The sequence below is a fragment of the Paracoccaceae bacterium genome, assembly GCA_012103375.1.
Taxonomy (GTDB): domain Bacteria; phylum Pseudomonadota; class Alphaproteobacteria; order Rhodobacterales; family Rhodobacteraceae; genus WLWX01.
The window spans coordinates 522162-540734 of record WLWX01000001.1 but is presented as its reverse complement, the minus strand read 5'-3'; the positions used below and the strand labels follow the sequence as shown (position 1 = coordinate 540734).

The following is an 18573-nucleotide window of genomic DNA, read 5'->3' as shown; positions in this document are numbered from 1 at the left end:
TCAGGCTTGGCGCGGGCAGGGAAACTCGGCTAAAGCGTTTCGACATTAACCTGAGACATATCCGGCGGCCTTAAAGTAGTTCCAGCATTCTACTGGGTCGTAGAGATCGCAGATTGCTCCGATTGCTTCGAAGACCTGGGTAAAGGACCTGGCCCCGATCCGTCGCAAATGGGCTTTCAGTTTAGAGAAGGCCTGCTCGATGGGATTCAGGTCGGGCGAGTACGGTGGCAGGTAAAGGAACCAGCAGCCGTGATTGCGTAAAGCCTGCGTCGCCTCCTTATTCCGGTGGGTTGCCAGGTTGTCGAGAATGACGACAGTGCCGGGGTTGATCTCGGGGACCAGCACTTCGCGGATGTAGGCCGCGAAGGCGGGGCCATCTATCGCTCCCTTGATGACCCAAGGTGCGATCAGCGCGCCTTGGGTCAGGCCCGCGATCAAGGTTTGGGTTCCCCAGCTTCCGAAGGGCGCATCCATCGTCAGGCGCTTACCGCGCTTGGCTCTGCCGCGTAGGCGCGTGAGGTTTGTCTTCACTGCGGTTTCGTCAATAAAGACAACGCGCTCAGGAAAGGTCGCAATGGCTGGCGAGCGGTATCTGAACCAGTCGGCCCGTTGCTGCCTTACCTTGGCGCGGCGGCGCTCGGTTGCGACCAGCGACTTTTTTTGTACGTGAAGCCGAGCCGGGACAGAAGGTTGGCGATGGAGGAGTGATGCACCCGCACACCCTCTGCATCGGCCAGCGCATTACGCAACTCAAAGAGCGTGATGTCAGGGTCTTGTGCGATCAACTCCTCAAAGAATTCCCGATGCGGAGCCAGCTTTCCCTTGCCGCGCGGCGGTCCCTGCCGGGCAGGTTCCGCATGACCCTTCATCCTCACCTGACGCGCCCACCGCGCGCCTGTGGCAGGCGACAGCTTCAACCGCAACGCCGCCGCGCGCCCGCTCAACCCTTCTTCAATGTATCTCTGAAACCGTATCCGAAGCGCAGATGGCAAAGGTGCTGACATGATCCATCCTCCCAAACAGGATGAATCACAGATCAGGTCTCAAGGGAATCCCTCGCGATTCAGGTTCAAGCCGAAACGCTTTAGGCTGTGGTCCATGCGTGCGCTGATCTTCATCCTGACAATCCTGTCCGCCCCGGCCACAGCCGGAACGATTTGTGACGAGTTGTGGCTGACGCGCAATCAGGTATTCGATCAGGCCGGATATTGCTTTGGGTCGACGCTTGGCAAAACGGTATTCAACAACGCCGATTGCACGACCAAATCCCCGGCGCTGAGCGCGCGGGCCAAACAATTCGTCGACCGCATCAAATCTGCCGAGGCCGCCAGCCGCTGCAATGTGAACACCGACCGGCGACAGCTGGATGTGCCCCTGCTGGCGCAGCGTTTGCAGCTGCATGATCTGCCGATCCGCGATGACACAGAAAGCGCCTGCATCGGCTGGCGCGGCCCCGAGGTTGCGTTGTTCGCGGGGCGCAATACTCAAACAATGTCCATCGGCACAATCCGCCCGGGCGATACCATTTACAGCGCACACCTGAGTGCCGAGGGCTGGGATTTCGTGATTTTGCAGCGCGCCGGTCAGCAGGTCGCGCTGGGTTGGACGCCGGGGATCGCCTATGACGTCGACAGTTGCGAAACCTTCGCGGGCTGAGGCGCTGGAAAAGAAAGATGCCTCCGGCGGGGATATTTTTGGGTCAATGATGGCCGGGGGTCAGAAGGATTTGCGGGCCTTCAGTGCGGCGGTGATGGTGCCGTCGTCGAGGTAGTCCAGTTCTCCGCCAATCGGCACGCCTTGCGCGAGCGAGGTGACGGCGCAGCGACCCTCAAGCTCTCCTGAAATGTAGTGCGCTGTGGTCTGGCCATCGACGGTGGCGCCGACGGCGAGGATGACCTCGGAGATATTCTCGGCCGCGACGCGGGCGATCAGGCGTGGAATGCCAAGGTCTTCGGGGCCGACCGCGTCCAGTGCGCTGAGGGTTCCACCAAGCACGTGATAGCGGCCCTTGAAGACGGCTGTGCGTTCCATTGCCCATAAGTCCGCGACATCTTCGACGACGCAAATCTCGCCCGTGGCGCGCTTTTCGGATGCGCAGATATCGCAGGTGTCGGACCCGGCGATATTGCCGCAGGTCAGGCATTCGCACGCGGTGGCGGCGACGGTTTGCAGCACATCGGCCAGCGGCATCATCAGCAGGGCGCGTTTTTTGATCATGTGCAAGACGGCGCGGCGGGCCGAGCGCGGGCCAAGCCCCGGCAGCCGCGCCATCAGGTCGATCAGGGCCTCGATATCCGCGTTGGCGTTGCTCATTGCGATTTCCGGGCGATGATGAAGACAGAATCGCCCCCTTCTGGTTGCCAACTGTCGATGATCGAGAACCCGCCGCTGGTGATTGAGGATTCCAGGTCTTCGCGGGTGAAATGTTTGAGGATCGGGAACAGGCCCAGCGCGCGCGGGATCGGGCCAAGAACTTTTATCCAACCGTGGCGCCCCCCGATACACACCGTGCTGGACACGAACAGACCGCCAGGTTTCAGCATCTTCGCAATATGGGCAATCCCGGCGTCGCGATCTTCCAGAAGATGCGGCAGGCTGAGCGTCAGGACGGCGTCGAAATTGCCGTTGGCATCCAGATCTTCCAGCGCTGCTTTCGTGAGGGTGACGTTGGTCACTGCGGCATCGGCGACCCGCTGGCGCGCGATGTCCAGCATCTTGGCCGAGAAATCCACAGCCTCGTAACTGGCGACGTGGGGCGCATGGATCACCGCCGTGCTGCCGGTGCCGCAACCGATTTCGCGCACGTTCATATCGGGGCGGAAATGCGCCTGTGTTTCGGCCAGTTTTCTGCGATAGGACGCCTCGTCACCGATCTTCTGGCGTGAATACGGGCCTGAAAGAAGGCTCCAGAAGCGGCTGGTATCAGCCATCACCTAGAACGGCAGGTTCATGCCCGCAGGCAGGCCCATGCCTTCGGTCAGCTTGCCCATTTCCTCGGCGTGCTTTTCCTGCGCTTTCAACTGCGCATCCTTGATCGCTGCCAGGATCAGATCCTCGGCAACCTCTTTTTCGCTTGGCACGAAGATCGACGGGTCGATTTCCAGCGCGGTCAATTCCCCCTTGGCGGTGGCGGTCGCCTTGACCAGCCCGGCGCCGGATTCGCCGGTGACCTTCACCTGGTCCAGCGCCTCCTGCATCTCGGCCATCTTGCCCTGCATTTCCTGCGCGGCCTTCATCATCTTGCCCATGTCGCCCAGCGCGCCGAGACCTTTTAGCATGAGGGAGTGCTCCGTTTGGTTGCGGTGATGTTGGACAGATATGCGGCGCAGGGTGCGGGGGCAAGGGCGGGGGGCGCGGTTTGGAACCGGAGTCAACGTCTGTGCGCATGGGACAGGCCGGAAGGGCGCCATGCAATTGGCATGAAATGCGACCCTGCCAGAATTCTTCGAAGTCTCGCTTCTTCGCGCCCGGCCGAAATGCGTTGCATTTCAGCCGTCGTCGAAGGGATCCCATTCGTCTTCTACCTCTGGCAGGGCCTCGGCCTCCGCCTCTGCCGCGATGGCTTCCGGCGTTCGGATGTCGGTGATCTTCGCGCTTGGGAAAGCGTCGAACACTGCTTTGACCAGCGGATTTTCGGCGGCCTCAGCGCGCGCCTCAGCCTCCTCGGCGTCGCGCAATTCGCCGATTGTGGGCGCGCCGCCGCTGCCGGTGACGCTGACGGCCCAGCGCACGCCGGTCCAACGGCCAAGGGCAGACCCGAGGCGGGCGGCAAGATCCCTCGGGGCCTCTGCCGTGGGTTCGAATTCGATCCGACCGGGGCTGTAGCTGACCAGCCGCAGGCTGTTTTCGACCTCGACCAGCAACCGCACGTCGCGGTTCGACCGGATCAGCGCGACGACATTCTGGAAATCCCCGAACCGGGCGAGCGCGATGTCCGGGTCGGCATCAGTCGCAGGCAGGGCCGAACCGGTCTGGCGTGGCGGATTGGCAGCGGCGCGCACCTGCGCCTGTGCAACGGCCTGCGCCCCCGGCGACCCGCCAGAGGGGGCAGCGGGGGCGGGCGCGGCACTGCCCGGTGGGGCGTCGCCCAGCGCCTTCATCAACTCCCCCGGTGTGGGCAGATCGGCCACATGGGTCAGGCGGATCACGGCCATTTCGGCGGCCATCATCGGGTTCGGGGCCTGCGCGACCTCTTCCAATGCTTTCAACAGCATCTGCCACATCCGGGTCAGCACCCGCATCGGCAGGCGCGCGGCCATTTCCTGGCCGCGGTTGCGTTCATCCGGGCCGACGGTGGGGTCGTCGGCGGCGGCGGGCGTGATCTTGATGACGCTGACCCAATGGGTCACCTCGGCCAGATCGCGCAGCACCGCCATCGGATCGGCGCCGTCGGCGTATTGCGCGCCCAACTCCTCCAGCGCGCCCGCAGCTTCCCCCCGCAGGATCAGATCGAACAGGTCCATGACCCGCCCGCGATCCGCCAGCCCCAGCATGGCGCGGACCTGATCGGCGGTGGTTTCGCCGGCCCCGTGGGCGATGGCCTGATCCAGCAAGCTCATCGCGTCACGGGCGGACCCTTCGGCGGCCCGCGTGATCAGGGCGAGGGCATCCTCGGCGATCTCGGCGTTTTCCTGCGCCGCGATGAATTTGAGGTGGTCGATCATCACCTCAGGCTCGATCCGGCGCAGATCAAAGCGCTGGCAGCGGCTGAGGACGGTAACGGGAACTTTGCGGATTTCGGTGGTGGCAAAGATGAATTTGACGTGCTCGGGCGGTTCTTCCAGCGTCTTCAACAGCGCGTTGAAGGCGTTTTTCGACAGCATGTGAACTTCGTCGATGATGTAGATTTTATAGCGCGCGCTGGCCGCGCGGTAATGCACCGAATCGATGATTTCGCGGATGTCATCCACGCCCGTGCGGCTGGCGGCGTCCATTTCCAGAACATCGACGTGGCGGCCTTCGGCGATCGCGACGCAGGGCTCACATTCGCCGCAAGGCTCGGTCGTGGGGCCGCCCTGCCCGTCTTTACCGACGCAGTTCAGCCCCTTGGCGACGATCCGCGCCGTGGTGGTTTTGCCGGTGCCGCGAATGCCGGTCAGGATGAAGGCCTGCGCGATCCGGTCCGCCGCAAACGCGTTCTTCAGGGTGCGCACCTTCGCATCCTGCCCGCGCAGGTCGGCTAATGTCGCTGGGCGATATTTACGCGCCAGCACCTGATAGGCTTTGGTCGGTTCGCTCAACTGATCCCCCGGATTCGCGTGACCGGATCAGGCTATGCCCCACAAGGCGCATCGTCCACCACCGAGTCGTCCACCGCCATGCAAACTCGGCCCCGACGGGCCGGGCAACCGGTTTTGCAACCGCTTGCAACGCCATTGACTTTCGCCCCCCACTCGGCACGAAAGGCCACCGTTCCAGCACGAGGTTTCGCCGATGAAAAAAGTCTATGATTCCGCCGCAGAGGCGCTTGATGGCCTGCTGCATGATGGCATGCTTGTTGCCGCAGGCGGCTTTGGCCTGTGCGGTATTCCGGAACTTCTGCTGGCCGCAATTCGCGATGCGGGCACCAAGGACATGACCTTCGCGTCCAATAACGCGGGCGTCGATGACTTCGGGATCGGCATCCTGTTGCAGACTCGACAGGTGAAAAAAATGATCTCCTCCTACGTGGGCGAGAACGCCGAATTCATGCGCCAATACCTAAGCGGAGAGCTTGAGCTGGAGTTCAATCCCCAGGGCACCCTGGCCGAACGGATGCGCGCCGGTGGCTGCGGAATCCCCGGATTCTATACGAAGACCGGCGTCGGCACGGTGATTGCAGAAGGCAAGGACCACAAGGATTTCGATGGTGAGACTTACATCATGGAACGCGGCATCGTCGCAGATCTGTCCATCGTGAAGGCCTGGAAAGCGGACGAAACCGGCAACCTGGTGTTCCGCAAGACCGCCCGCAACTTCAACCCGCCCGCAGCGATGTGCGGCAAGGTCTGCGTGGCCGAGGTTGAAGAGATTGTGCCGAAAGGATCGCTCGATCCCGACTGCATCCACCTGCCCGGCATCTATGTCCATCGGCTGGTTCAGGGGACGCACGAAAAACGCATCGAACAGCGCACTGTGCGCCAGCGGGAGGACGCATAATGGCCGGTGACACCAAAGGATGGGATCGCAACCAGATGGCCGCGCGCGCGGCTGAAGAGTTGCAGGACGGCTGGTACGTGAACCTTGGCATCGGCATTCCGACGCTGGTGGCGAATTATGTCGGCGACAAGGATATCACGCTGCAATCGGAAAACGGCATGCTGGGCATGGGGCCGTTTCCGTTTGAAGGGGAAGAAGACCCCGACCTGATCAACGCGGGCAAGCAGACGATTACCGAGCTTAGCCGCACAGCCTATTTCGATTCTGCGCAGTCCTTCGGGATGATCCGGGGCGGCAAAATCGCTGCGGCGATTCTGGGCGCGATGGAGGTGGCCGAGAATGGCGACCTTGCCAACTGGATGATCCCCGGCAAGCTGGTCAAGGGCATGGGCGGGGCAATGGATCTGGTCGCCGGTGTCGGACGGGTGATCGTGGTGATGGACCACACCTCAAAGCATGGCGATTCCAAGCTGCTGAAGGAATGTACCTTGCCGCTGACCGGGAAATCCGTGGTTGATCGGATCATCACCAACCTGGGCGTGCTTGACGTGGTCGAAGGCGGGTTGAAAATCGTCGAGACCGCCGACGGCGTCAGCGAGGACGAATTGCGCGCCGCCACGGAAGCAACGATTGTCTGACGGCATTTGACTGCGATCACCCGGGCCGGTCGGCCCAGCGCGGGATAGGCGAAATTGCGAGTCGGCGTCAGTCGACGCCGCTGATTGGCACAGCTCCGCGCACCGGCACGGGTGTTTTCAGGACGCGGCCTTCAGCCCGTGTTCGGCCACGGCCAACAGTTCCTGATTGCTGACTGGCTTGCGCAAAACGGCGGCCACCGACGGGGCCATGGCGAATAATTCACCCGATGGAAATACGGTCGAGCCTGTGGTGATGACAATCTTGCATTCGGGATTGGCATAGGCGGCCAGCGTTGCCACCGACAGCCCGGTATCATCGCCAAGGTAGAGATCCAGAATCATGACATCATACCGGGTCATCATCAGCGTCTTGCGCGCGCCCTGCGAATCCGCGACAGCCACTACGTCATGCCCGGCTTGACCGAAAACCTCGGTCCAGAGGGCGCGCAGCCCGGCATCATCTTCGCAAATCAGGATTTTCACGTTGTGGTATTCACGCCAGGCGCGCCTTTGGTCATTGCCTGGGCCAACCCTAGGCGCGCGTTGGTAAAAAAACCGATAACTCCGTTCCGGCCTGCCGTTCAGAACGGAACGTCGCCGGCCTTTTCGGCGGCCACAACGAATTTTGCGACAACCTTCTTTTCGCCCGCCTTGTCAAAGCGGATGTCCAGTTTGTCGCCTTCGATCCCGAACACCGCGCCATAGCCGAATTTGGTATGGAACACCCGGTCACCTTCCAGAAAGGACGAGGTCGCGCTGGCATCAATGACGATGTTGGAGGCTTCGCGCGGCTGGCTCATCCCGCGGGCCTGGCTGCGGGCCTGCAGGCGCTTCCATCCGGGCGAGTTGTACCCGTCTGCCTGCGCCACACGTTCGGCAATGCCACTTTCGCCAGCCGGGGCCATGCCCGCCGCGCCATACATCCCGCCCTGCAACCCCGAAGGGGTCAGAACTTCAACATGGTCAGCGGGCAATTCGTCGATGAACCGGCTGGGCAGTGCGGATTGCCACTGGCCGTAAACACGGCGGTTTGCGGCGAAGGATATCGTGCAGACCTCCTCGGCCCGGGTGATTCCGACGTAGGCGAGGCGGCGTTCCTCCTCCAGCCCCTTTAGCCCGCTTTTGTCCATCGAGCGTTGGGACGGGAACAGACCATCCTCCCACCCCGGCAGGAAAACGGCGGGGAATTCCAGGCCCTTGGCGGCATGCAGCGTCATGATGGAAACCTTCTCGGCCCCCTCATCGGTTTCGTTGTCCATGATCAGGCTGACGTGTTCGAGGAAACCTTGCAGGTTCTCGAACTGCTCCAGCGCTTTCACGAGTTCCTTGAGGTTTTCCAGGCGTCCGGGGGCTTCAGGCGTCTTTTCGTTTTGCCAATGCGCGGTATAGCCGGACTCCTCAAGGATCACTTCGGCCAGTTCGATGTTGCTTTGCGCGGCGTCCAGCGCCAGCCGGTGCCAGCGATCGAAGCCGGCCAGAACCTCACCCAGCGCCTTGGCCCCCTTGCCTTTGATCCCGCCCGCCGCCAACGCCAGCCGCGCGCCTTCCAGCAGGCTGACGCCATTTGTGCGGGCGGCGATCTGCATGGTCTGGATCGCCTTGTCGCCCAGCCCGCGTTTCGGGGTGTTCACGATCCGCTCGAACGCCAGATCGTCGTCGGGGCTGACCGCAACGCGGAAATAGGCCATGGCGTCGCGGATTTCCATGCGCTCATAGAAGCGCGGGCCGCCGATCACGCGGTACGGCAAGCCGATGGTAAGGAACCGATCCTCAAACCCGCGCATCTGGTGAGAGGCGCGGACCAGGATGGCCATGTGATCCAGTGATTTCGGGGCCATGCCGCGGGTGCCGGACTGCATCGCCTCGACCTCCTCCCCGATCCAGCGCGCCTCCTCCTCACCGTCCCAATGGCCGATCAGGCGGAGCTTCTCGCCCTCGGTCGCCTCGGTCCAGAGCGTTTTGCCCAGCCGCCCCTTGTTGGCCTCGATGACCCCGGCGGCGGCGGCAAGGATGTGGGGGGTAGAGCGATAGTTCTGTTCCAGCCGCACGACCTTGGCGCCTTCAAAATCCTTCTCGAACCGCAGGATGTTGCCCACCTCAGCCCCGCGCCAACCATAGATCGACTGATCATCATCGCCGACACAGCAGATATTCTTGTGTCCGCCCGCCAGCAGCCGCAGCCACAGGTATTGGGCGACGTTGGTGTCCTGATACTCGTCGACAAGGATATAGCGGAACCAGTTGCGGTATTTGTCGAGGATGTCCGGGTGGGTTTGGAATATCGTCACGACATGCAGCAGCAGATCGCCGAAATCCACGGCGTTGAGGGTTTTCAGCCGCTCCTGATAAGCGGCGTATAGGGCGACGCCTTTATTGTCGAAGGCCCCTGTATCGCTGGCGGGCACCTTGTCCGGCGTCCAGGCGCGGTTTTTCCAGCCGTCGATGATATGGGACAGCATCCGCGCGGGCCACCGTTTGTCGTCGATGTTGGCGGCCACAATCAGCTGTTTCAGCAGGCGGATCTGATCGTCGGTGTCGAGGATGGTGAAGTTGGTTTTTAGGCCCACCAACTCTGCATGGCGGCGCAGCAGCTTGGCGCAGATCGAATGGAAGGTGCCGAGCCACGGCATCCCCTCGACCGCTTCGCCCAGATGGCGGCCGACGCGGGACTTCATCTCGCGCGCGGCCTTGTTGGTGAAGGTGACGGCCAGAATCTCGTTCGGGGCCGCCCGCCCGGTGTTCAGTAAATGCGCGATCCGGGTGGTTAGCGCCTTAGTCTTGCCGGTCCCGGCGCCCGCCAGCATCAGCACGGGGCCGTCCAGCGCCTCAACCGCTTCGCGCTGCGCGGGGTTCAGATCGTCCAGGTATGCGGTGCTGCGCGACCCTCCCCGCGCGGCCATCGCCTGTTGCGACAGGCTGGGCGCGGCGGCGGCCTCGAAGGCGTCATCTTCGGAAAGGTCGTTCATGGCGCGCACCCTAATCGGTGAAGGATTGAAAGGCCAGAGTGTTCATTGTTTGTTCGGAATAGTTAACAAGAGCACGCCATCCGTGCGGATGGCCCTAAGGGGATGTTAGCAATGATACTGTTGAAGAAGTCGATGTTTTGGTCGGCGCGTTGTTGAGCGAGAGGCGGCCGCGCGCCGTTTTCTTTCACGTTGGCACTGTTGCTGGCACCAACTTCGCCAGTTTCCGGAGGTTTTGAGCTGTTGCTGCGAGTTGGAACTGTTCGGTTGCGCCTTTGGGTCCTCGAAGCCGCATCATCTGCACGCCGATGTATCGTTTCAGGTGGGCAAAGAGCATTTCAACCTTCCGCCTTTGGATGAACGACGTCATGTAGGCATCTGTTTTTCGGATATCGCGAGCGACGTCTCGGGCGGCTTCGTGAACGGACCGCATAAGGCGTCTGCCGTCGTCCTTCGGACAGCATTGCGACTTCAGAGGGCATGCGTCGCAATCGTGCTTTGAGGCTCGGTATCTGATGAACCCGTCTTTGCTGCCATTGGGCTTTCGCGGTTTTGAGAAGTTCCGCCGATATGTTTGCAAGGCTTTGCCGGTCGGGCAAGTATAGCTGTCGGTCGCCGGGTCGTAGACAAAGTCTTCGCGTGAGAATGTGCCGTCAGTTCGTTTTGACTTATCCCAGACCGGAATGTGGGGTTCGATTTGACGTTCGTCCACAAGCCAGCCCAACATCTCGGCTGATCCGTAACCCGTATCACCCACAAGCTTGTCAGGTTTGATGCCAAACCGCTCATGTACACGATCGATCATCTCCCTTGCTGCCCGCGCCTCTGCAGGCCGGATCGGAGCCGTCGGCTCGACGTCCACGATGACTGCATTATCCAAATCGACCATATAGTTAGTGGAATAGGCAAAGTAGGCGGCTCCCCCGTCAGCCCCAGTCCAACGCGCTGCTGGATCAGCCGGTGAGATGTATTTGGGGACGACCTTGGTCGCAGCACCGAAGGCCACATCATCCAGCGTCTCGAGATATTCGTCGACGGCACGGGACGTCAGATCTGCTGGCAGTCCGTCTTTGCTTTCAACGCCGCGCGTCTGGTTTGCATTCGCGGGGATCAGACTGGCATCAACACCAAAGCTGTGGCCGCCAACCAGCCCCTCATCCATGCAGCGCTGCAAAACGACCTCGAACAAATGTCGGAACAAACCGCTCTCGCGGAAACGGCCATGCCGGTTCTTAGAGAATGTCGAATGGTCGGGCACTGGATCAGCCAAATCAAGCTTACAAAACCAACGATACGCCAGATTGACATGAACCTCTTCGCAAAGCCGTCGCTCGGAACGGATGCCCTGACAATAGCCCAACAACAGCATGCGGATCATCAGTTCAGGATCAATCGAAGGGCGGCCATTGGCACTGTAGTATGAAGCGAGCAAGGGGCGCACACCTGTCAGATCAAGGAAGCGATCAATTCCCCGGACGGGATGATCCTTCGGCACAAAACTCTCGATCGAGAACTCATAGAACAGCGCGCCTTGCGCAACTTGCCTTGGACCCATCATCGCCGAACCCTCCACCCTCAAAACAAGTGAATCAGAGCGTGCGCGGCCAATCAACGGACTTTTTCAACAGTATCCAATCAAACGCCGAGCCGGGCGAGCGCCTGACCGGCGGTAGGCGATGCTACAATCGCGCGTGGCAATTTATGTCTCAGCGATAACTCCAAACTACGAAGGTTTCGCATCCTATCGAAATCGCCTGCCCGCGGGACGGTCACGCGATCGTCCGGCGCCCTTGCGGGCTTGATTCCGGGCGAAGAAGTAGACGGTGCCAACGTCCGCTTCACGCCACACCCACCGGAACACCGGACCATCAGGCAGGTTCCCATTGATCTCGCTGCGAACGCGGGGCAATAGACGCCCATGGATCTCGACCTGCTCTATCCCGAAGTGGCCGATCTGCGCGCCCGGGCGCGCCGACGACTACCGCATTTTGCCTGGGAGTATCTGGACAGCGCCACCGGTGATGAAGGCACCGCGCACCGGAACACGGCGGCGCTGGATGCGGTGACGCTGAACACCGCGATTTTGGGGGGCGAGGTTACGCCGGATCTGACCACCCGGCTGATGGGGCGCGATCAGGCGCTGCCGTTCGGGATCGCCCCCGTGGGCATGTCGGGCCTGATCTGGCGCGACGCGGAACCGATCCTCGCACAGTTGGCGGGCGAGAGCGGCATCCCCTATAGCCTGTCCACCGTGGCAACCCGCACGCCCGAAGACCTGGCGCCGCATATTGGCAACCAGGGCTGGTTCCAGCTGTATCCGCCGGGTGACGGGGACATCCGGCGCGACCTGCTGAAGCGCGCCAAGGACAGCGGTTTCCACACCTTGATTCTGACCGTCGATGTCCCTGTCGCCAGCCGCCGGGAACGCCAGCGCCGCGCCCGCCTGTCGAACCCGATGCGGATCACCCCGCGCGTCCTGGCCCAGGTTGCGATGCGCCCGGCATGGGCGTTGGCTATGGCCACCAACGGCATCCCGAAACTGGCAACCCTCGAAAAATACGCAAGAGTTGATGCCAACCTGCCCTCGACAGCGCATATCGGCTATCTGCTGAGGACCGCGCCGGACTGGGACTATCTGGACGCGGTGCGCACTGAATGGGACGGCAAGCTGGTGGTCAAGGGCGTAACCCGCGCCGATGACGCAAGCGCTTGTGAACAGGCCGGGGTGGATGCGGTCTGGGTCTCGAACCATGCCGGGCGCCAGTTTGCCGCCGCCCGCGCCAGTCTGGATTTTCTGCCCGAGGTCCGCGCTGCCACCAGCCTGCCAGTGATCTTTGACAGCGGCGTCCGCTCTGGCACCGACATCCTGCGCGCCATCGCGCTGGGGGCGGATTTCGTGATGCTGGGCAAGGCGTTCCACTATGGTCTGGCCGCCTTCGGGGCCAGGGGCGCCGCGCATGTGGTGCATATCCTGCGCGAACAATTGATCGCCGACATGGGCGGATTGTGTTGAAAAACTCCGAAATCAGAGCGTCGCGGATTTCTTGCGAAAACCTATGAAGCGAAATAGTCGGAAAGCTTTGACCACGAGACAGCGCATGGCTGCGCGTGAGCGCATGTAGGCGATTTGGGCCGACCCCCGCGCCAAAAATTTAGGATCGGGCTGCATGGAAAGAAAAATCATCGTTCAGGCCCTAAAACGGAGTTTTTCAACACAATCGGCCAGATGGGGATTTCCCGCCCCACGCAGGCGAGGGACCGCTTGCCGGTATGAAAACCGACAGGCCGGGCCGCCGGATATAAGATCCGCCGGGTCATTGCCGTGGGCGGTGGCTTGAGGGGCCTGCCCCTCCAGACCTCCCCGGAGTATTTTTGGCGAAAAGACAATCAACGACGCGATAGTTGGCACCCCGGCAACAGGTTAGCCGCTTGCAACCAATAAGGTTTACCACTTGCCCCCAACCCACTAAAGCAATGCTGCACCTGCACAGTACCGGAGAACCTGTCGTGGCCGAATTCAAGAAAATCCTTATCGCCAACCGTGGCGAGATCGCCATCCGCGTGATGCGCGCCGCCAATGAATTGGGCAAGCGAACGGTCGCGGTCTACGCCGAAGAGGACAAACTGTGCCTGCATCGTTTCAAGGCGGATGAGGCATATCGCATTGGCGAAGGCCTGGGACCGGTTGCTGCCTATCTGTCGATCGAAGAAATCATTCGCGTTGCGAAGGCCTGCGGCGCGGACGCCGTGCACCCCGGTTATGGCCTGCTAAGCGAAAACCCCGAATTCGTTGACGCCGTGACAGCGGCGGGCATGACCTTTATCGGCCCCTCCTCCGACATCATGCGTGCGCTTGGCGACAAGGCCAGCGCCCGGCAGGTCGCCATCAAGGCGGGCGTGCCGGTGATCCCGGCAACCGCAGTTCTGGGCGATGACATGACCGCCATCGCCAAAGAGGCGGATGAGATCGGCTATCCGCTGATGCTGAAGGCAAGCTGGGGCGGCGGCGGGCGCGGCATGCGCCCCATCGAAGGGCCCGATGAGCTGGAAGAGAAGATTCGCGAAGGCAGGCGCGAGGCTGAAGCCGCGTTCGGCAACGGCGAAGGCTACCTCGAAAAAATGATCCTGAAGGCGCGCCATGTCGAGGTTCAGATCATCGGCGACAAGCACGGCGCGATCTATCATCTGTGGGAGCGTGACTGCTCGGTCCAGCGGCGCAACCAGAAGGTGGTTGAGCGCGCGCCAGCCCCCTATCTGTCTGGTGCACAACGCGAAAAACTCTGCAACCTTGGCAAGAAAATTGCCGAGCATGTGGGATACCACTGCGCCGGGACCATCGAATTCCTGATGGATATGGAAACGGGTGAGTTCTATTTCATCGAAGTGAACCCCCGCGTGCAGGTCGAACACACCGTGACCGAAGAAGTGACTGGCATCGACATAGTACGCGCCCAGATCCTGACGGCTGAGGGCAAAAGCCTTGTCGAGGCGACGGGCACCGCCAGCCAGTATGACGTGAAGCTCGATGGTCACGCGATCCAGTGCCGGATCACCACCGAGGACCCAACCAATAATTTCATCCCCGACTATGGCCGCATCAGCACCTATCGCAGTGCGACCGGCATGGGCATCCGTCTGGATGGCGGCACGGCGTATTCCGGCGCGGTGATCACCCGGTACTACGATTCGCTGCTGGAGAAGGTCACCGCCTGGGCCCCGACGCCCGAGGCCGCGATTGCCCGGATCGACCGCGCGCTGCGCGAATTCCGCATCCGGGGCGTCAGCACCAACATCGCCTTTGTCGAGAACCTGCTGAAGCACCCGACGTTCCTCAACTACGAATACCACACCAAATTCATCGACCAGACGCCCGAGCTGTTCGATTTCGCGCCCCGCCGTGACCGGGCGACGAAAATCCTGACCTATATCGCCGACATCACCGTAAACGGCCATCCAGAGGTTGCGGGCCGTCCGCGCCCGCCGTCCGATCTGCGTCAGCCAAAGGCACCGCCCGCCGGTGATGCGCCCAAGGGGCTGAAACAGATGCTGGATGGCAAAGGCCCGGAGGCCGTGGCCAAGTGGATGTCGAAGCAAAAACAATTGCTTCTGACCGATACGACAATGCGCGACAGCCACCAGTCGCTGCTGGCAACGCGGATGCGGTCGATCGATATGATCAATATCGCGCCCAATTATGCGTCTGACCTGCCGGGGCTGTTCTCGGTCGAATGCTGGGGCGGCGCGACCTTTGATGTGGCCTATCGCTTCTTGCAGGAATGCCCCTGGCAGCGCCTGCGCGACCTGCGCCGCGCCATGCCGAACCACCTGACGCAGATGTTGCTGCGCGGCTCCAACGGGGTTGGCTATACCAACTATCCGGACAATGTGGTGCAGTCCTTCGTGCGTCAGGCCGCCGATACCGGCATCGACCTGTTCCGCGTGTTCGACCCCCTGAACTGGGTCGAAAACATGCGCGTGTCGATGGACGCTGTGCTGGAAACCGGCCGCATTCTGGAAGGCGCGATCTGCTATACCGGGGATGTGATGGATCCGGCGCGATCCAAGTACGACATGAAGTACTACGTTGATATGGCCAAGGAATTGGAAGCCGCAGGTTCCCACATCCTGTGCATCAAGGACATGGGCGGGCTGGTCAAACCGGACGCCGCGCGCGCGTTGGTGAAGACATTGAAAGGCGAAGGCGGCCTGCCGATACATTTGCACACCCACGACACCGCAGGGATCGCCTGCGCCTCAATCCTGGCCGCGGCCGAGGTTGGTCTGGATGCCGCCGATGTGGCAATGGATGCCCTGTCTGGCAATACCTCTCAGGCGACGTTCGGCACAGTGGTCGAAGCGCTGAAACACTCGGACCGGGCCACCGACATGGACGCCAGCGCCGTGCGCCGCATCTCGAACTATTGGGAGGATGTGCGCAATCACTACGCGGCGTTCGAATCCGGCATGCAATCACCCAGTTCCGAAGTTTACCTGCACGAAATGCCAGGCGGGCAGTTCACCAACCTCAAGGCGCAGGCGCGCTCGATGGGGCTGGAAGATCGCTGGCACGAAGTGGCCGAGGCTTACGCCGACGTGAACCAACTGTTCGGCGATGTGATCAAGGTGACGCCGATTGCGAAAACTGTCGGCGATCTGGCGCTGATGCTGGTCACCCAAGGCGTGACCTGCGAAGATCTACTGAAGCCCGAAACCGAATTTTCCTTCCCCGACAGTGTCATAACCCTGATGCGTGGTCAGGTTGGCCAGGCGCCTGGCGGCTTCCCGCCCGCGATCGTCAAGAAAGTTCTGAAGGACGAAAAACCGATCACCGTGCGGCCCGGATCGCTGTTGAAAGACGCCGATCTTGACGCGGAACGCGCCGCGCTTGCCAAAGAAGTCGGAGAAGAAATCGACGACGAGGATCTGAACGGATACCTGATGTATCCCAAGGTGTTCACCGACTATATGGCGCGCCACGCCACCTATGGCCCGGTACGCACCCTGCCGACACCTGTGTTCTTCTATGGCATGGAACAGGGGCAGGAAATCTCGGCCGAGATCGACCCCGGCGTGACCCTTGAGATCCGTTGCCAAGCCATCGGAGAGACCAACGACCTGGGTGAACGTCGGGTGTTCTTCGAACTCAACGGTCAGCCCCGCACGGTGCGCGTCGCGGACCGGCGCGTGACCAGCGCGGTCGAGGCGCGCGCCAAGGCCGATCCCGGCAACGACGGGCACATCGGCGCCCCCATGCCCGGCGTCGTCGCCACAGTCGCCGTCGAGGCAGGCCAGAAGGTCAAACAAGGCGACCTGCTGCTGACCATCGAAGCGATGAAGATGGAAACCGGCCTGCACGCCGAACGGGATGCGACAGTAAAGGCAGTTCATGTCGCGGCAGGCGGGCAGATTGATGCCAAGGATCTGCTGGTCGAGCTGGAATAACGCCATGAACCCCTTGTCCATCACGCCCATCTACGACGTTCTGATCGCGGTTCTGTTCCTCTGGCTGTCGTGGCGCGTGATCAAGGGCCGCCAAGGTGCTGGTGCGGGCATGGGCGACGGTGGGGATGAACAGCTGGCCCGCCGCATTCGGGCGCAGGCGAACTGTGCTGAGTATGCTCCGCTGGGCCTGATCCTGATCCTGCTGGCTGAATTGCAGGGCATTGGCCCGCTGTGGCTGCACGGAGCGGGCATGTTGTTGCTTGTCGGGCGTGGTCTGCACGGAGTTGGCATGACCTTTCCTTACGGCCGCTTCATGACGCGGGTGCCGGGTATGGCCATAACGTTCGCGGCCTATGCCTTTGCATGTTCGCTGAACGTCGCCGGTCTGTTTTAGATCGCGCTTTGATCGGTGGTCATTCCGCACCGATAAGAACGTTATGTCGAGGCTTCGCGGCGGAAATAGGCTGAAGCGGACATTACCAGCGCATCTCAAGCAGGGCGCGCGCCGGGCCGGTGGGCTGGCGCAGAACCGTGGAGTTTGCATGATTTATGGCTCAGGTTTGGTCGTCAACTCGCTTGGAAGCGCCAAGATCAGACCAGAGCCTGACCGGCGGGACTGGTCCGGCGCTTCGGCGGATTGTGTTGAAAAACTCCGAAATCAGAGCGTCGCGGATTTCTTGCGAAAACCTATGAAGCGAAATAGTCGGAAAGCTTTGACCACGAGACAGCGCATGGCTGCGCGTGAGCGCATGTAGGCGATTTGGGCCGACCCCCGCGCCAAAAATTTAGGATCGGGCTGCATGGAAAGAAAAATCATCGTTCAGGCCCTAAAACGGAGTTTTTCAACACAATCGGCGGATTGTGTTGAAAAACTCCGAAATCAGAGCGTCGCGGATTTCTTGCGAAAACCTATGAAGCGAAATAGTCGGAAAGCTTTGACCACGAGACAGCGCATGGCTGCGCGTGAGCGCATGTAGGCGATTTGGGCCGACCCCCGCGCCAAAAATTTAGGATCGGGCTGCATGGAAAGAAAAATCATCGTTCAGGCCCTAAAACGGAGTTTTTCAACACAATCGGCCAGCATTGCATGGCAGATGAACGCCATTCTAGGATGACCGCCTCTGCAACAGGTGTGAATCGATATGATCGAACTCCTCTCAAACCCCGCCGTCTGGGCGTCCTTTGCCACGCTGACAATCCTCGAGATCGTTCTGGGCATCGACAACGTCATCTTCATCTCCATTGCCGCCAGCCGCCTGCCCGAACATCAGCGTGCGCGCGCCCGCTATATCGGCCTGCTTGGCGCGTTGGTGCTGCGAATACTGCTGCTGTTCTCGATCGCCTGGATCATCGGGTTGACGGCGCCCATCGCCACGATATTTGGCTTGGAGATTTCGTGGCGCGACATCATTCTTGTCGCCGGGGGGCTGTTCCTCCTCTACAAATCCACGACCGAAATCTTTGCCGAGGTCGAAGGCGAGGATCACGCCAAGAATACCGGCGTCGCGACAGCAACATTCGGTGCCGTCATCACCCAGATCATGATCCTCGATATGGTGTTTTCACTCGATTCGGTCATCACCGCGGTTGGCATCGCGGACCATCTGGAGGTTATGGTGGCCGCGGTCGTCGTCGCCATTCTGGTGATGATGCTTGCCGCCGAACCGATCAGCAATTTTGTCTCGGGCCACCCCAGTACGAAGATGCTGGCGCTGGCCTTCCTGGTGATGGTCGGCATGGCGCTGGTCGCAGATGGTCTGCATTTCCATATCGAGCGTGGGTTTATCTATGCAGCCATGGTCTTCGCCGGCGGCGTTGAGGCGCTGAACCTGTGGCGGCAAAAACGTCGCATGCGGCTGGCAATGGGCAATGTAGCGGACTGAGGCTTGATG

Annotated in this window: 17 protein-coding genes; 9 read left to right on the top strand and 8 right to left on the bottom strand. The window is 61.2% G+C overall.

Annotated elements, in window-relative coordinates; genetic code table 11:
* Positions 1-45: 45 nt before the first annotated feature.
* Positions 46-1004 (bottom strand): IS630 family transposase gene (locus GKR99_02810; GenBank protein NKB26537.1). Its coding sequence is split into 2 segments (ribosomal slippage): positions 46-660 and positions 663-1004, totalling 957 coding nucleotides; the frame shifts between segments, so codons are not numbered across the junction.
* On the opposite strand from GKR99_02810, the gene GKR99_02805 reads away from it, so the two are divergent.
* Positions 1003-1656, top strand: a complete 654-nt coding sequence (locus GKR99_02805) for a DUF4453 domain-containing protein (protein ID NKB26536.1) — start codon at positions 1003-1005, stop codon at positions 1654-1656. The genes GKR99_02810 and GKR99_02805 overlap by 2 nt on opposite strands.
* A 60-nt stretch (positions 1657-1716) precedes the next feature.
* Here the strand turns inward: GKR99_02805 and recR are convergent, their stop codons facing one another.
* From recR to GKR99_02785, 4 genes are all read right to left on the bottom strand, one after another.
* A complete protein-coding gene (gene recR, locus GKR99_02800; GenBank protein ID NKB26535.1) occupies positions 1717-2313 on the bottom strand; it encodes a recombination protein RecR in 597 nt (198 codons plus the stop codon).
* Positions 2310-2930 (bottom strand): methyltransferase domain-containing protein, encoded by a 621-nt coding sequence (locus tag GKR99_02795; GenBank protein NKB26534.1) that lies wholly within the window; start codon positions 2928-2930, stop codon positions 2310-2312. Before GKR99_02795 ends, recR begins: the two co-directional genes overlap by 4 nt.
* Before the next feature lie 3 nt (positions 2931-2933).
* Positions 2934-3278, bottom strand: coding sequence for a YbaB/EbfC family nucleoid-associated protein (locus GKR99_02790; protein NKB26533.1), 345 nt, complete (start codon positions 3276-3278; stop codon positions 2934-2936).
* 210 nt (positions 3279-3488) lie between these two features.
* A complete protein-coding gene (locus tag GKR99_02785) occupies positions 3489-5240 on the bottom strand; it encodes a DNA polymerase III subunit gamma/tau (GenBank protein ID NKB26532.1) in 1752 nt (583 codons plus the stop codon).
* Positions 5241-5433: 193 nt separating this feature from the next.
* Here GKR99_02785 and GKR99_02780 point away from each other — a divergent pair, with 193 nt between their 5' ends.
* Complete coding sequence (locus GKR99_02780) at positions 5434-6138, top strand: 3-oxoacid CoA-transferase subunit A (GenBank protein ID NKB26531.1); 705 nt, start codon at positions 5434-5436, stop codon at positions 6136-6138.
* The gene (locus GKR99_02775) at positions 6138-6776 is read left to right on the top strand and encodes a 3-oxoacid CoA-transferase subunit B (protein NKB26530.1); all 639 of its coding nucleotides are present in this window, start codon (positions 6138-6140) and stop codon (positions 6774-6776) included. The genes GKR99_02780 and GKR99_02775 overlap by 1 nt, the downstream gene beginning before the upstream one ends.
* Before the next feature lie 117 nt (positions 6777-6893).
* Here the strand turns inward: GKR99_02775 and GKR99_02770 are convergent, their stop codons facing one another.
* The 3 genes from GKR99_02770 to GKR99_02760 form a co-directional block, all read right to left on the bottom strand.
* Positions 6894-7400, bottom strand: a complete 507-nt coding sequence (locus GKR99_02770; GenBank protein NKB26529.1) for a response regulator — start codon at positions 7398-7400, stop codon at positions 6894-6896.
* The gene (locus GKR99_02765; GenBank protein ID NKB26528.1) at positions 7358-9742 is read right to left on the bottom strand and encodes an AAA family ATPase; all 2385 of its coding nucleotides are present in this window, start codon (positions 9740-9742) and stop codon (positions 7358-7360) included. Before GKR99_02765 ends, GKR99_02770 begins: the two co-directional genes overlap by 43 nt.
* Before the next feature lie 184 nt (positions 9743-9926).
* Positions 9927-11297: a transposase gene (locus GKR99_02760; protein ID NKB26527.1), complete on the bottom strand. Its 1371-nt coding sequence runs from the start codon at positions 11295-11297 to the stop codon at positions 9927-9929.
* A 360-nt stretch (positions 11298-11657) separates the two neighbouring features.
* On the opposite strand from GKR99_02760, the gene GKR99_02755 reads away from it, so the two are divergent.
* The 6 genes from GKR99_02755 to GKR99_02730 all read left to right on the top strand — a co-directional run bounded on the left by GKR99_02755 (position 11658) and on the right by GKR99_02730 (position 18564).
* Positions 11658-12752, top strand: coding sequence for an alpha-hydroxy-acid oxidizing protein (locus GKR99_02755; protein ID NKB26526.1), 1095 nt, complete (start codon positions 11658-11660; stop codon positions 12750-12752).
* A 494-nt stretch (positions 12753-13246) separates the two neighbouring features.
* Entirely contained in the window at positions 13247-16681 is a 3435-nt protein-coding gene (locus GKR99_02750; protein NKB26525.1) for a pyruvate carboxylase, read from the top strand.
* A gap of 4 nt (positions 16682-16685) precedes the next feature.
* Positions 16686-17075, top strand: a complete 390-nt coding sequence (locus GKR99_02745; GenBank protein NKB26524.1) for a glutathione metabolism protein — start codon at positions 16686-16688, stop codon at positions 17073-17075.
* Positions 17076-17118: 43 nt separating this feature from the next.
* Positions 17119-17436, top strand: coding sequence for a hypothetical protein (locus GKR99_02740; GenBank protein NKB26523.1), 318 nt, complete (start codon positions 17119-17121; stop codon positions 17434-17436).
* A 45-nt stretch (positions 17437-17481) separates the two neighbouring features.
* The gene (locus GKR99_02735; protein ID NKB26522.1) at positions 17482-17658 is read left to right on the top strand and encodes a hypothetical protein; all 177 of its coding nucleotides are present in this window, start codon (positions 17482-17484) and stop codon (positions 17656-17658) included.
* Positions 17659-17823: 165 nt separating this feature from the next.
* The gene (locus GKR99_02730; GenBank protein NKB26521.1) at positions 17824-18564 is read left to right on the top strand and encodes a TerC family protein; all 741 of its coding nucleotides are present in this window, start codon (positions 17824-17826) and stop codon (positions 18562-18564) included.
* Positions 18565-18573: the final 9 nt, after the last annotated feature.

Bases quoted from the DNA above. Each gene is read 5' to 3' on its own strand.
- GKR99_02805 (NKB26536.1), top strand. From the start codon at position 1,003: ATGATCCATCCTCCCAAACAGGATGAATCACAGATCAGGTCTCAAGGG.
- recR (NKB26535.1), bottom strand. From the start codon at position 2,313: ATGAGCAACGCCAACGCGGATATCGAGGCCCTGATCGACCTGATGGCG.
- GKR99_02795 (NKB26534.1), bottom strand. From the start codon at position 2,930: ATGGCTGATACCAGCCGCTTCTGGAGCCTTCTTTCAGGCCCGTATTCA.
- GKR99_02790 (NKB26533.1), bottom strand. From the start codon at position 3,278: ATGCTAAAAGGTCTCGGCGCGCTGGGCGACATGGGCAAGATGATGAAG.
- GKR99_02780 (NKB26531.1), top strand. From the start codon at position 5,434: ATGAAAAAAGTCTATGATTCCGCCGCAGAGGCGCTTGATGGCCTGCTG.
- GKR99_02775 (NKB26530.1), top strand. From the start codon at position 6,138: ATGGCCGGTGACACCAAAGGATGGGATCGCAACCAGATGGCCGCGCGC.
- GKR99_02765 (NKB26528.1), bottom strand. From the start codon at position 9,742: ATGAACGACCTTTCCGAAGATGACGCCTTCGAGGCCGCCGCCGCGCCC.
- GKR99_02760 (NKB26527.1), bottom strand. From the start codon at position 11,297: ATGATGGGTCCAAGGCAAGTTGCGCAAGGCGCGCTGTTCTATGAGTTC.
- GKR99_02755 (NKB26526.1), top strand. From the start codon at position 11,658: ATGGATCTCGACCTGCTCTATCCCGAAGTGGCCGATCTGCGCGCCCGG.
- GKR99_02745 (NKB26524.1), top strand. From the start codon at position 16,686: ATGAACCCCTTGTCCATCACGCCCATCTACGACGTTCTGATCGCGGTT.
- GKR99_02740 (NKB26523.1), top strand. From the start codon at position 17,119: ATGTCGAGGCTTCGCGGCGGAAATAGGCTGAAGCGGACATTACCAGCG.
- GKR99_02735 (NKB26522.1), top strand. From the start codon at position 17,482: ATGGAAAGAAAAATCATCGTTCAGGCCCTAAAACGGAGTTTTTCAACA.
- GKR99_02730 (NKB26521.1), top strand. From the start codon at position 17,824: ATGATCGAACTCCTCTCAAACCCCGCCGTCTGGGCGTCCTTTGCCACG.